We start from the raw sequence: 13627 nt of genomic DNA, 5'->3' as shown, positions 1-13627 counted from the left end.
CCTTCTTCTAACCTTCGTTGCCGTCGGCGCGCTCGCGAAGCCTGCTTGTCCAGACTGGGTCGTCACCCCGGCAGGGAGCGCGTTTAATTTAGCGGCGCTCATTTCGGACAACGGATCTCCCGGTGCGGCACTCGAGAAGGTGCGCAACGCCATTGCGCGTGTCAATAATGGCGGCGGATGCCAATCAATCGCCGACCCGGCTGCTTGCGAAGAAACGATTGCGCTTGCCAACAAAGCCGTAGCAGCTTTGGAGGCATGCGGGACACCCAACGCTCCTTCCAAGCCCGCTCCGAGAGCGCGACACTTTATGGAGACAGAAAATTAACCTGGCTCGTAGAAAAGACCTTCAACGACCAGATTAAGACGCGCGACTCAAATGCTGGTTGCGAGGTCTCGGAGGATGATCCTTGGACTGCACGATCCGCCGCTAAGATCGCGCTTGAGCGAACGGCGCACGTGCCGCGTCGATGAAACAGGCTTCGATAAAATCCCCCGTGGGGGCGGCGCCACCACCGATGCTCCCAGCGCCGCACCGCAACGCGTGGTTCATAGATGTTTGAGCACACCGCTCGCCAGCCTGCGCAGTTCGTCGAACTGCGTAACGAGTTCGAGGCACAGAATAAAGGCCAGCATCGCTGAGGGCCCCGGGTAGCGTTCGATCCATCGCAGCGCAGGAGTCGCGTAGCGCACGCGGATCGCATCTCGCGTCACGACATAGGTAATTGCGATTCCCAAGGCGGCGCCCACCAGCAAATCGGTTGGGTAGTGAAAGCCCAGGTAGGCGCGCGGAACGCAAATGAACAGCACGGTATAGGAAAGCGCCAGCACACCGATACCTCGCCACACGAGGAAGATACCGGTGGCGACCGCCATCCATAGCATCGCGTGATCGCTCGGGAAGGAACTCCAACTTGTCAGCCGTGCGTCATTGAGAGCGCTACCTGCAAAGTGCAGATGCAGTTCGTCGCTATAGATAGGGCGCACCCTGAACGGCAACCAGTGAGTCAGCACCCTTCCGACGAAGAGCGCCATGACGCTACTGAGAAGCGTCGCGATCACCATTTCTCGCCGCCATTCGCGGCGCTCGTCCTGCTGAAACCACATCCACCACAGCACGGGAATGAGAACGAGGCCTTTAAAGGTGTAAAGGTCGGCGATGACTTCTATGGATTGGGTCGCGAAATGACCGAAGTGTAAGTTGGACAGATATGTTTCAACAGATGAATCGAAGCTGTTCATTATTTCGTAAGAAAGTTTAGCCAGTCGCATCGGGGTTAGCATAGGCCATAAGATGCGCTGCATTATTTGGCGCTTACTTCCACTGACAACTTTTACGGTGCAATCTCGACCCCGTGAACGCTTGATTGCCAAGACGGTATCTGCACCAAGGTCCGGCCGGTTGAGGTATCTGTTTCCGGGAAGCCCACCCAGGGGGAACCCCCAGAACAACGAGGCGTCCCTCAACAGCCCGTCCAGTCACGGTTTCAGCATTCGCCCTACAAGATCGTTACCCTCGGGATAACAGACGCGTCCCCAAGGTGATTGAACCGCCATGTCCCGCTCCCTAGACTCGCTTCATGTCTAGAGCGAGATCACACATGTCCAGTCAAAGTGCGCATCAATCCCGCTGGGCCACGCGCCGCGAGGAAAAGCATCGCCGCCTCGCGAGCGTCGCCTCGATTGCGGATGGCGTCATCCTCCCCACCGATCGTATCGTCGACGTCCTGCAGAGGCTTATCGCGCCCGGTGATCGCGTCGTCGTCGAGGGTAATAACCAGAAACAGGCCGACTTTCTGTCACGCTCGCTTGCCAAGGTCGATCCGGGCATCGTCAACGGTCTGCACCTGATCATCCCGAGCGTGAGCCGCGCCGAACATCTCGATCTCTTCGAGCGCGGCATTGCGAAAAAGCTCGACTTCGCATTTGCCGGCGCGCAAAGCCTGCGTATCTCGCAGTTCCTGCAGGATGGCATCCTCGAAATCGGCGCGATCCACACCTACATCGAACTCTATGGGCGGCTCTATGTCGATCTGACACCGAACGTCGTACTGGTGGCCGGCTATAAGGCGGATCGGCAAGGCAATCTATACACGGGCTCCAGCACCGAAGACACGCCCGCGCTCGTCGAAGCCGCCGCGTTTCGCGACGGCATCGTGATCGCGCAGGTCAATGAAATCGTCGACGACCCGAAAGACCTGCCGCGCGTGGATATCCCCGGTTCGTGGATCGACTTCGTGGTCGAGGCGGATAAGCCGTTCTTCATCGAACCGCTCTTCACTCGCGATCCGCGTCTCATCACGCCGATTCACGTGCTGATGGCGATGATGGCGATTCGCGGCATTTACGAGCGGCACCAGGTGCAGTCACTCAACCACGGTATCGGCTTCAACACGGCGGCGATCGAACTCATTCTGCCGACGTACGGTGAAAAGCTCGGCCTCAAGGGCAAGATCTGCCGCCACTGGACGCTGAATCCGCATCCCACCCTGATCCCCGCGATCGAAACCGGCTGGGTCGAAAGCGTGCATTGCTTTGGCGGCGAGTTGGGTATGGACGCCTACGTCGCGCAACGGCCGGACATCTTTTTCACGGGCCGCGACGGTTCGATGCGCTCCAACCGTGCGATGTGCCAACTCGCGGGACAGTACGCGGTCGACATGTTCATCGGTTCGACGTTGCAGATGGACGGCGCGGGCAACTCGTCGACGGTGACGCATGGCCGCCTCGCCGGCTTCGGCGGCGCACCGAACATGGGGCACGATCCGCACGGCCGGCGCCATGCGACACCCGCATGGCTCGATCTGCTGCAGACCGACAGCCCGCTCGAACGCGGCCGCAAGCTCGTCGTGCAGACAGTCGAAACCTTTCAGGCAGGCGGCCAGCCGAGCATCGTCGAATCGCTCGACGCAGTCGACGTGGGCCGCGAGTCGGGCATGCCGCTCGCGCCCATCATGATCTATGGCGACGACGTCACCCACGTGCTGACGGAAGAAGGCATCGCCTATCTCTACAAGGCCCGCTCGCTCGAACACCGCAAGGAGATGATCGCCGCGGTTTCCGGCGTCACGCCCGTCGGCCTGACGAGCAGCCCCGACAAGCTCGCGGCGCTGCGGCGTGACGGCTTTGTCGCGCTGCCCGAAGATCTCGGCATTCACCGCAGCGAAGCGAACCGGTCGCTGCTGGCGGCGAAGAGCATGGCCGATCTCGTCGACTGGTCGGACGGTCTGTACGTGCCGCCTGCACGCTTTCGGAGCTGGTGATGCGCGAGAACCTTGCAACGGCTCTCGCGACGGTTCGCGAACCGCAAGCCAAAGCGTCGGACCGGTTCGCCGAACGTCTAGGCGCGCACGTCACAGCGGCGCTGATCGACGAAGTCACGCTCGCGCCGAAGCCTGGACTCGTCGATCCGCGCAGCCGCGGCGCGCATCACGATCTCGACTGGCACCTGATGTGCGTCTCGGCCCGGACGTTGGAGCCGATCTTCACTGACATGGCGCGCGCGGGCACCGAAACCCGGCCCATGCTGGCGCTTCGCGAGCGGATCGGCGCACTCGGCCGCGAAGGTGAAGCGCGCATGCTGACGGCGACGAATGGCGTGAACACGCATCGCGGCGCGATTTGGGCGCTCGGACTGCTGGTGACGGCCGCCGCGCGCGAACCGGCCGACCTGTCGTGCGATCGTGTGGCCGCGCGCGCCGGATCGATCGCGCGCCTGCCCGACCGCCACACGCCCGCGCTGACCGGTCATAAAGGCGAGCAGGCCTGCATCGATTACAACGTCGGCGGCGCGCGGGGGCAGGCGCATGCGGACTTTCCGCACGTGGTCGAGGTGGCGCTGCCCGAACTTGCGCGCTCACGCCTGCGCGGCGAGAGCGAAACAGCCGCCCGGCTGAACGCCCTGCTCGCGGTCATGTCATGTCTCGACGACACCTGCGTGCTCGCGCGCGGCGGCCGCGGCGCGCTCGCCGAGACGCAAAGCGGCGCGCGGCGAGTGCTGGAGCACGGCGGCGCCGCGACGCTCGCGGGCCGCCGTCATCTGAAGATGCTCGACGCACGGCTCGTCGAACGCCATGTCTCGCCCGGCGGCGCAGCCGATCTGCTTGCCGCCGCCCTATTTCTAGACAGGCTTCAGAGCGAAGCGCGTCACACGACGAAAGCATAGGAAACCAAATGGAAAACATCGTCCTTGAATTCCCGGCGGGCCGGGCCGCCCGGGGCCGAGCGCTCGCCGGCGTAGTCGCGTCTGGCGATCTCGAAGTGCTGCTCGAAGCGCACGACGCCCCTCGCACCGTGGTGAACATCACTACTTCGGTGGACGGCATGGGCCGCGTCTGGGAAGCCGTGCTCGCGCGCATCTTTCGCGACGGCTCGCTGCCAGCGGCGAGGCTCGAGATCAATGATTTTGGTGCGACGCCAGGCGTCGTGCGCATGCGGATCGGACAGGTATTCGAAGAGCTGACCCGGACAGGCGGAGCGTAAAGACCATGAATACAGAAGAAATGCTCGAGCGCGAAAGCTTCATTGAACTGAGTGCGCGCGAGCGCGCGAAGAAGTTGCTCGACGAAGGCACGTTCACTGAATTGCTCGACCCGTTCCAGCGCATCAGGTCGCCATGGCTCGCGCGTCAGGGCATCGTGACTCAGGCTGACGACGGCACCGTCGTCGCAAAAGGAACGATCGACGGCCAGCCCGCCGTCGTGCTGGGCATCGACGCAGGATTTCAGGGCGGCAGCATGGGCGAGGTGTCCGCGGCGAAAATCGCCGGCAGCCTCGAACTCGCGGCGGAAGACAACCGCAACGGCATTCCGACGCGTGCCGTGATTCTTTTCGAAACGGGCGGCGTGCGCTTGCAGGAGGCCAACCTCGGGCTCGCGGCCATCGCCGAGATCCATGCGGGGATCGTCGATTTGCGGCGCTATCAGCCGGTGATCGGGATCACGGCGGGGCCGATCGGATGCTACGGAGGCATGTCGATCGCCGCGGGTCTTTGCAGTTGCCTGATCGCGACGCGTGAAGCGCGCCTCGGCCTGAACGGACCTGCCGTGATCGAGCAGGAAGCGGGCATCGCGGAGTTTGATTCGCGCGACCGGCCGATGATCTGGAGCTTCACGGGGGGTGAACAGCGATATCGCACAGGGCTCGTGGATGTATACGTCGGCGACGATACCGATGCGATCCGCGCCGCTGTGATTGCACGCTTTCGCGCAGGACGTCCGCACGCATGTCGCAGCGAACAGGTCACGGGCTTTCTGCAACGGCTCTCCGAAATCAATCCGGACGAGCAGGCCAGCCCGGAAGCGGCGGCCGCCATCTATGGCAAGGGGTTCCAGTCATGAGCACAAAAGAGCTTTCGAAGCGCGGCGCCGTCTGGCTGGATGCGCTCACCTACAGTGCACCATTGCGGCCAGGCTACCCGCCTTCGGTGCGGGTCGTCGACGCACGGCTCGGCGAACACCCGGCGCGTTTCGTTGCTGTCGTGCCGGACCCGGACAATCCGTTCGCGCGCGCACGCAGCGGCGAGGTCGGTCTCGTCGAAGGATGGGAAATCGCGCGAGCGGTGCGCGAAGTTGTCGATGCCGATGCCGAACGCCGCGAGAAGCGCGCGATCGTCGCGGTGATCGACGTCGCAAGTCAGGCCTATGGACGGCGCGAGGAAGCCTACGGCATCCATCAGGCCCTGGCCGGTGCCGCCGACGCTTACGCAAGCGCGCGCCTTGCCGGCCATCCGGTGATCGGGCTGATCGTCGGGCGGGCAATGTCGGGCGCTTTTCTGGCGCACGGCTATCAGGCCAATCGCCTCATCGCGCTCGCCGATCCGCAGGTCATGGTCCATGCGATGGGCAAGGAATCCGCCGCACGCGTCACGTTGCGCTCGGTCGCCGATCTCGAAGCGTTCACGGCCCGCGTCCCGCCGATGGCCTACGACATCGACAGTTATGCGTCGCTCGGCTTGCTGTGGAAGCTGTTGAAGGTGACCAACCCCGATGCGCCGACCGGGGCCGATCAATCCACCGTCGAAAAGGCGCTGCATGCCGCGTTCGACGATATTCGCGCCGACCCGTCGCGCGGTCTGGGCAGCCGGCTCGGCAGCGTGCACCGCGCGGCGTCGGTGCAAGTGAGGCGGAAGCTGCGCGAACAATGGCACTGAACTTGCCGCGACGCGAGCCCTGATGCGCCGTGGCTCACGGCACATACCAACCCGGCGGACCCCAAGCCGATAAAGCAAATACTGGAGACACGACATGATTATCTACGGCACTGCACTGCTGGCGTTCTGCCATCTGGCGGGACTTTTTCTCGGCGACCTGCTCGGGGTCGCGATCGGCGTGAAAACGAACGTCGGCGGCGTTGGCATCGCCATGTTGCTGCTGATCTTCCTGCGCCTCTATCTGCACAAGAAGGGCCTGCTGCCGAAGGAAACGGAAGCGGGCGTGGGCTTCTGGGGCGCCATGTACATCCCCGTCGTCGTGGCAATGGCCGCCAATCAGAACGTCGTGGCCGCGCTCAAGGGCGGCCCAGTCGCGCTGCTTTCGGCGTTGGGCGCCGCCGCCGTCTGCGCCTGCTGCATTGCCGTTCTTTCCCGCACCGGTCGCGACAGCACGTCGTTCGTGAACGCGCCGCATCTCGAAGAAATCTGAAGCAGGGGTCCACCATGTTGCATATGCTCGATAAAGTATTGATCCAGAACGGCCTCGTCGCTTCGTTCGCGCTGGTGGGGCTCATCATGTGGGTGTCGTCGCTGATTTCGCGCAAGCTGACATTTGGACGCGTGCACGGCTCGGCCATTGCTATCGTGATCGGCCTCGTACTGGCTTATTTCGGCGGCATCCTCACGGGCGGACAAAAAGGACTCGCCGACCTTCCTCTCTTCACCGGCGTCGGCCTGATGGGCGGCGCGATGCTGCGTGATTTCGCCATTGTCGCGACCGCGTTCGAGGTGCAGGCAACGGAAGCCCGCAAGGCCGGACTCATCGGCGTGGTGTCGCTACTGCTCGGCACTGTGCTGCCGTTCATCGTCGGCGCGAGCATCGCTCATGCATTCGGCTACACCGACGCCGTAAGCATGACGACCATCGGCGCGGGCGCCGTCACGTATATCGTAGGGCCGGTGACCGGCGCGGCCATCGGAGCAAGCTCCGACGTGATTGCACTCAGCATCGCAACGGGCCTGATCAAGGCGATCATCGTGATGATCGGCACGCCGCTCGCCGCCGGCTTCATGGGACTGAAGACACCGCGCTCGGCAATGATCTTCGGCGGGCTCGCCGGCACGGTCAGCGGCGTGAGCGCGGGACTGGCCGCTACGGATCGCCGCCTCGTTCCCTACGGCGCGCTGATCGCCACGTTTCACACAGGTGTCGGCTGCCTGCTCGGACCGTCCCTGCTCTACTTCGCGACCAAAGCGCTGGTCGGCGCTTGAGTGCGGCGATCTCCGCCTGCGCCGCGTGAAGAAGCAGACCATGTCACCCGCATCATGAGCGTACTGTTCACGTTTCCGGGCCAGGGTGCCCAGCGCACCGGTATGCTGCACACGCTGCCGGATCACCCCGAGGCCGCTCGTGCGCTCGAAGAGGCCAGCGATTCGCTGGGCTACGACGCCCTGTCGCTGGACGATTCGAACGCGTTGCGCTCCACTATCGCGGTTCAACTGTGCCTGCTGATTGCAGGCGTCGCACAGGCACGGGTAGTCTGCGCTCACGGTCAGGCGCCCGATATCGTCACCGGTCTGTCGATCGGCGCGTATCCAGCCGCCGTCATCGCCGGCGCGCTCGACTACGCCGACGCTGTCAGGCTCGTCTCGTTGCGCGGACAGTTGATGGAACGAGCCTTCCCGCACGGATATGGGATGACTGCCATCGTGGGCATGACGCAGCGCGCGCTCGAACGCTTGATCACGGAAGTGAACAGTGCCGCCATGCCGGTCTTTCTGGCAAACATCAACGCACAGACGCAGATGGTGGTGGCGGGCAGCGATGCGGCCATGCAACGTCTCGCCACGCTGGCGCTCAAATGCGGAGCGCAACGTTGCGAGCGTCTGGACGTAGCGGTGCCTTCGCATTGCGCATTGCTCGATGCACCCGCGGCGGCGCTCGCCGACGCCTTCGGCCAGGTCGCCATGCGTGCGCCCGGGATCGTCTATCTGAGCAGCAGCATGGCGCGCCCGCTCTTCGACGGGCCACGCATCGCGTCGGATCTGGCAACCAACATGGCGCGGCAGGTGCGCTGGCATGACACGGTGAGGCTTGCGTGGGAACGAGGCGCGCGTCTGGCCGTCGAGATGCCGCCTGCTAACGTGCTGACCCGCTTGAGCAGCGCGATCTTCACGGAGGGCATCGCCGTGAGTTGCAGCGAGACCGCGCTACCGGACCTGAGCGCATTGATCGAACGGGAAAGGCTGAGCGAATGAGGCGACAACCTCAGCCGACGCTTCTCGTACGAAGACGGCAGACGGCCATGAGCGCCAGCAGGTTCGGATCGCGCTCACGGGCGCGCAGAAAGCTGACACCGATCGTCTGGCGCATCAGGTATTGCGGCTTGAGAGGAATGAATTGCACCTTGTCACCGAACACGCCGCGCACGCGGCCCGGCAATAGCGTATAGCCGACCCCGCCGCTCACGAGGTTCATCAGCGAAAAAATATCGCCGACTCGCATCGTCACGTTCGGAGTGAAGTCCGCGACGCGGAAGGCCTCCAGAAATCCGTGATACGTCACGAACCCCTCGCCGAGCGAAACGAATGTTTCATCGCGGCAGTCCCGCAAATCGACGGCTTCCTGATGCGCGTACGGCGACCCAGCGGGCGCCGCGAAAAAAATGTCGTCTTCGAACAGCGGGATGGATTCGACTTCGGGCTCGGCATCCGGCAAGGCCATCAACGCCGCATCGACCGCGCCTTGCTTCAGCTTGTCGAGCAACTCGGCATTCGACCCGAGCGCGAGTTCGACCTGAAGCGTAGGCCGCCGCACCTTGATGTCGATGACGATGCCGGGCACAGTCCTGATGGTCAGCGAGTAAAGCGAGCCGATCTTTAGCCGATCCGATGAATAGCCGGCGGCTTCACGCGTCGCGCGAATACCATCGGACATCAGCGTGAGCACCTCTTGCGCCACATCGGCGAGCATTTGCGCCGCCTCCGTCGACTTGAGATTGCGGCCTTCATGCCTGAACAGCGCGCATCGCACGCCCTGTTCGAGCGAATGCAGCGCGCGATGCACGCTCACCGTGCTCACGTTCAGCGCCTCTGCCGCCTTCGAGAGGTTTCCCGTCTCCATAAATGCGAGCAGGACTTCCAGCTTGCGAAAGGTGATCTCGTCGTCAATTCGGTCGCGCATCTCGATTCACGGCATGGTCATGATTGTCGATTATCGACGCGTGAGCCCGCTCGACAAATAGCGATAACCCCGCATGCTTCGCGACGAACGGGCACGGAACAGGCGGCGATCGTCGGATCATGCCGCCTGTCGCGGAGATGCGAACGTCATTCTGCCCACTCGAGGGCTGCGCAATCGCCTGGTGGGGTGCAGAGCCTCCTGCTTCAGAGGCCTGGCGCTAGAATGCCTCGCGCTGTTGTACGGGCCAAGCAACGCTACATAGTGAACCGGCGGGCCGAATGAAGGCCCCGAATCGGCGCAGTTGCGAGGTCCGCCTAGAACGCGCCGCTGCGCACGTCTCCACCCATACGATAGTCCCGGTTACTCTGCTCCGGATTCCGGTTCACGAGCGGTCGCGCATAGAGCGGATGCCGCAAACTACGAACCTCATGTTCGAGCCTGAAGCAATGCGCACCGCTCGCGAGATTGATGAGGTCGGCGAAGCGATATTGATGCGGCTCTTCGCCATAGGCCAGCCCGCGCGCTGCGAGCCGTGCATACGGTTCGGAGAATTGGGCCACATAGATCTGGAGGTGGTGCCCGTCATAGTCCGGGCTTGCATCAGGTGTTTCCGCGTAGATAAGTTGCTGATGCGTGCCGACCGCGATCACCGCCTGCTGCGAACCATTGTGTTCGCGCACGTCGACGGACGCATCGAGCAACTCACGATAGAACCCCGCAATCGGCGCCGCGCAACCGATGGGCACATCGAGTCGCACATAAGCGATGCCGAGATCGATGCCCGACCACGGCGCGCCCGCTGCGTACGCGTGCGGATCAAGGCAGTCGTACCGGTTTCCCCATGGGCAGGTGACCTCTATGCAGTCGGCCCGCTCGCTCCATCCAAAGCTAGTCCCTTCAAGCACTGACTGAACTGCGCGCAGTCGTTCGATCAACGACTGCCGCGTGCCCACGATTAAACCGACGCGCCCTCGCAGGCGTTGTGCGGCGCCGTGCGGCAAGTGAATCTGAGAACGACCGATGTTGATCCACATATTGCTTACGCCGGTCATCAAGAAGGGATCGCGGGTGAGTCCAAGTCCGCTGACATAGAAAGCAGTCGCGAGGCGCTGGTCCGGTATCGTGAGGTTGACATGTTCGAGCAGGACCAGATTGCCCGTGTCTTCGCGTGCGTAATCGAAACGTTCCATCTGATTGCCTTCGAAGCTCCATGGTTTAGGATGCATCAATCCTTGACTAGGGGGCTCATGCGACGTTCTTTGTCGCACGACCGTCTTCGCGCAATTCAATGCGCCTGCGATCCCCAAGAATCAAAATATACGATGCCCCGCTCCGCAAAGCCACTGCGCTGATTCACACGAGCCCCAAATGAACCAACCGATCAGCGCAAGAACAAGCGGAGCCCAACCTATCGCCGCGAGCGGTAGAAAGCGAACGTCTGTCGCAACCCGTCTTCCAGCGACGTAGCGGGCAAACCCGGAAGCAGACGGCCGAGCGCCGGATCGCTCGGGAATTCGGTGGCGATGGGCAATGGCGGCCCGGCACTATCGAGGCGGGCGCCGGGCGCCAACGCGGACAGCCGCTCGATCACCGTATCGACGGCGGCGATCTCCCCTGCGAGGGTGAACACGTGTGCCCCTTGCGCCGGCGCGAAGAGTGCGGCTTCGTACGCTGCGGCGATATCGTCGGCAAATACGAGGCCGGTCGATCCCGTGAACGGAATCGTGTACGCCTCGCCGCGAGCCGCCGCGCGGCACGCGAGACTCGGGCCCGCACTCGAGCCGGTTTCCCGTCCCGCACCATACACAACGAGTGGCCGGAAGCCAATGCTGGCGAGGCCGCAGTCGTTCCAATACGCTCGCGCCGAGCCTTCGCAGGCCAGCTTGAACGCGCCGTAGTGCGTTTCGGGATGGGGCAACGCGCCGTCGTCGGGGCCGAAAACGCCTGCGCTGCTGGCATAAAGCACGCTGCGCACACCCACCGCGCGCGCGGCGTTGAAAACGTTCAGCGTACCGATCAGATTGATTTGCGCGCCGCGTACGGGGTCGCTCGCGCAACTGGGCGTGAGCACACCTGCCAGATGAATGACACCATCGCAACCCTGCAGCGCGTGGGTCACGTCGCCCGCGACAGCAATGTCGCCCGTCATCCATTCGACTTCACCTGCCTGATCGGGCGCGAGCTCGCCCAGCAAGCGCGCATCGCGGCGCAGGTCGAACGCCCGCACGCCAACACCGCGCGCCAGTAGACGGCGCATGATCCATGCAGCAAGAAAACCGCTCCCGCCCGTCACCAATATCCGCATCGCTCGCTCCTCCTCTGCAGGGAAATATTTGATTTTCGAGTTTTTTGGAATACTATTCCATTAACAAAACTTGTTCTACACATTTCTGTACAAAGCAGACGGAGACACACGAGGCATGAACGAAGCAAGGCAAACACAATGGGACGATGAAGTTGACCTGCTGGTCTTCGGTGCCGGCGCAGGCGGCATGACCGCCGCGCTGGTCGCGCATCACGAAGGCATCAAGGTTCTCGTGTGTGAAAAGACAGACGCCGTCGGCGGAATCACGTCCACCTCGGGCGGCACGACTTGGGTGCCAGGCACGCAATTGAGCGCGAGCGCGGGCGTGCCCGACAGCGTCGACGACGCGCGGCGTTTTCTCGCGTCGGTGGTCGGCGATCGCGGCGGCGACGAAGCGCGTGAGGCGTTTCTGGAAAGCGGGCCGATAGCGATCGACGAACTCCAGCGCATCAGCGAGGTGAAATTCGTCGCCGCGAGCGCGCACCCGGATTACGTGACGGGACCCGGCGCGGCCTTCGGTGGGCGCGCGCTCGCGCCGGTCGCGTTCGACGGACGCCTGCTCGGCGACGAATTCGTCCGTGTGAGACCGCCACGCAAAGAGTTCATGGGTCTCGGCGGCATGATGGTGGCGCGCACCGATCTCGACGCGCTGCTCGCGCCGTTCGCCTCCAGGAAGAACTTCTCGCGCACGCTGGCGGTGGTGGGTCGCTACGTGATGGACAGGCTGCGCTATCCACGCGGCACTCAGCTTGTCATGGGCAATGCGCTGGCCGCACGGCTCTTCTACAGCTTGCGCAAACAGAAAGTGGAAGTCCGCTTCGAAACACCGTTGATTGAGCTGGTGATCGAGCAAGGCGAAGTCACCGGCGCCGTGGTCGAACAGAAAGGCGCTGGTCGCAAGCGTATTCGCGCGCGTCGCGGCGTGGTGCTTGCTACCGGCGGCATTACCCGCCATCCGGTTCTGCGCAAGCAACTGTTCCCCGCCGGCGCCCAACCCTTATCGCTTTCGCCCGACACGCATACCGGCGACGGCGTAGGCAGTGCGCTCAAGATCAACGCGCAGCTCAATGATGGGCACGACAGTCCCGGCCTCTGGATGCCCTGCTCGATTTTGCGTTCACGCGACGGACAGGACAGTATCTGGCCGCACATCATTCTCGATCGGGCGAAGCCAGGACTAATCGCGGTGAACAACCTCGGCGAACGTTTCGTCAACGAGTCGGACTCGTATCACGACTTCGTCATGGGTATGTTGCGCAGCGCGGGCAACGCTCAGAGCGTGCCTGCCCACCTGGTCGTGGATGCCGCCTTCATTCGCGACTACGGTCTCGGACTGCTCATGCGCGAGCGAAGCCACCACCGTATCGCCAGTTTTGAAAAGGCGGGCTATCTGATCAAGGGCGGCACGCTGGCCGAACTCGCCGGAAAGCTAGGCGTCGACGCGGGGGGACTCGAGCGCACCGTTAGCATCTGCAACCGCGACGCGTCGCTGGGCCTGGATCCCGCGTTTCAACGCGGCTCGAGCCCGATGAACCGTTTCAATGGAGATGCCGCCCAACAGCCGAATCCGTGCATTCGCCCGATCGGCCCGGGGCCGTACTACGCGGTGACGGTCTGGCCTGCCGATCTGGCCTGCAGCGCGGGTCTGGCCGGCAACGCCAACGGCCAGGTATTCGACAACGACGGCCATATCATTCCTGGCCTCTACGCATGCGGTAACGACCTCGCCTCGATATTTCGCGGCACCTACCCCGGCCCTGGGACCACGCTCGGACCAGCCATCGTATTTGGCTGGCGAGTCGCAAAGCATGCGGCACGCGCCGCGTCGGGTTCGGTTGCGCTGAAGCAGGCCGATGCCATCGCGCCGCCGCGCGCGACTGTGTGAAACCGTTGGTGAATCTGGCAACAGGAAGACTTTTGTTGAGCGCCCTCGTGACTCACCGACATGAACATACCGCGAGCCGGGCGCCCCGCCCGGCTCCGCGCACGG

13 protein-coding genes are annotated in these 13627 nt (G+C 63.3%); 9 read left to right on the top strand and 4 right to left on the bottom strand.

The window, feature by feature from the left end; all coding sequences use genetic code 11:
• Positions 1–546: 546 nt before the first annotated feature.
• Positions 547–1239: a phosphatase PAP2 family protein gene (locus AC57B1_RS31740; protein ID WP_496419691.1), complete on the bottom strand. Its 693-nt coding sequence runs from the start codon at positions 1237–1239 to the stop codon at positions 547–549.
• 359 nt (positions 1240–1598) lie between these two features.
• On the opposite strand from AC57B1_RS31740, the gene mdcA reads away from it, so the two are divergent.
• The 8 genes from mdcA (at position 1599) to mdcH (ending at position 8407) form a co-directional block, all read left to right on the top strand.
• On the top strand, positions 1599–3260 hold the full coding sequence (gene mdcA, locus AC57B1_RS31735) for a malonate decarboxylase subunit alpha (RefSeq protein ID WP_496419690.1): 1662 nt from the start codon (positions 1599–1601) through the stop codon (positions 3258–3260).
• Positions 3260–4162: a triphosphoribosyl-dephospho-CoA synthase gene (locus tag AC57B1_RS31730; protein WP_496419689.1), complete on the top strand. Its 903-nt coding sequence runs from the start codon at positions 3260–3262 to the stop codon at positions 4160–4162. The genes mdcA and AC57B1_RS31730 overlap by 1 nt, the downstream gene beginning before the upstream one ends.
• Positions 4163–4170: 8 nt before the next feature.
• Positions 4171–4479, top strand: coding sequence for a malonate decarboxylase subunit delta (locus tag AC57B1_RS31725; RefSeq protein ID WP_408293860.1), 309 nt, complete (start codon positions 4171–4173; stop codon positions 4477–4479).
• A 5-nt stretch (positions 4480–4484) separates the two neighbouring features.
• Positions 4485–5336, top strand: a complete 852-nt coding sequence (locus AC57B1_RS31720) for a biotin-independent malonate decarboxylase subunit beta (RefSeq protein ID WP_408342133.1) — start codon at positions 4485–4487, stop codon at positions 5334–5336.
• On the top strand, positions 5333–6148 hold the full coding sequence (gene mdcE, locus AC57B1_RS31715; RefSeq protein WP_496419688.1) for a biotin-independent malonate decarboxylase subunit gamma: 816 nt from the start codon (positions 5333–5335) through the stop codon (positions 6146–6148). The genes AC57B1_RS31720 and mdcE overlap by 4 nt, the downstream gene beginning before the upstream one ends.
• Positions 6149–6242: 94 nt before the next feature.
• Entirely contained in the window at positions 6243–6638 is a 396-nt protein-coding gene (gene madL, locus AC57B1_RS31710; RefSeq protein ID WP_408187279.1) for a malonate transporter subunit MadL, read from the top strand.
• A gap of 14 nt (positions 6639–6652) precedes the next feature.
• Positions 6653–7420 (top strand): malonate transporter subunit MadM, encoded by a 768-nt coding sequence (gene madM / locus AC57B1_RS31705; RefSeq protein ID WP_408187280.1) that lies wholly within the window; start codon positions 6653–6655, stop codon positions 7418–7420.
• Between the two features lie 54 nt (positions 7421–7474).
• Positions 7475–8407 (top strand): malonate decarboxylase subunit epsilon, encoded by a 933-nt coding sequence (gene mdcH, locus AC57B1_RS31700; protein ID WP_496419687.1) that lies wholly within the window; start codon positions 7475–7477, stop codon positions 8405–8407.
• 10 nt (positions 8408–8417) lie between these two features.
• Here the strand turns inward: mdcH and AC57B1_RS31695 are convergent, their stop codons facing one another.
• From AC57B1_RS31695 to AC57B1_RS31685, 3 genes are all read right to left on the bottom strand, one after another.
• Positions 8418–9332, bottom strand: coding sequence for a LysR family transcriptional regulator (locus AC57B1_RS31695; RefSeq protein ID WP_408187282.1), 915 nt, complete (start codon positions 9330–9332; stop codon positions 8418–8420).
• A 314-nt stretch (positions 9333–9646) separates the two neighbouring features.
• Positions 9647–10522: a VOC family protein gene (locus AC57B1_RS31690; RefSeq protein WP_496419686.1), complete on the bottom strand. Its 876-nt coding sequence runs from the start codon at positions 10520–10522 to the stop codon at positions 9647–9649.
• A gap of 218 nt (positions 10523–10740) precedes the next feature.
• Positions 10741–11637, bottom strand: a complete 897-nt coding sequence (locus AC57B1_RS31685; protein WP_408342125.1) for an NAD-dependent epimerase/dehydratase family protein — start codon at positions 11635–11637, stop codon at positions 10741–10743.
• Positions 11638–11752: 115 nt separating this feature from the next.
• Between AC57B1_RS31685 and AC57B1_RS31680 the strand changes: the two genes are divergently transcribed.
• Positions 11753–13522: an FAD-dependent oxidoreductase gene (locus tag AC57B1_RS31680; protein ID WP_496419685.1), complete on the top strand. Its 1770-nt coding sequence runs from the start codon at positions 11753–11755 to the stop codon at positions 13520–13522.
• The last annotated feature ends 105 nt before the right edge of the window (positions 13523–13627 follow it).

This window comes from Paraburkholderia sp. BGA-UO-ETr-F21 (assembly GCF_059567925.1).
The sequence above is the reverse complement of the archived record's forward strand: the minus strand, read 5'-3'. Positions and strand labels throughout refer to the sequence as shown.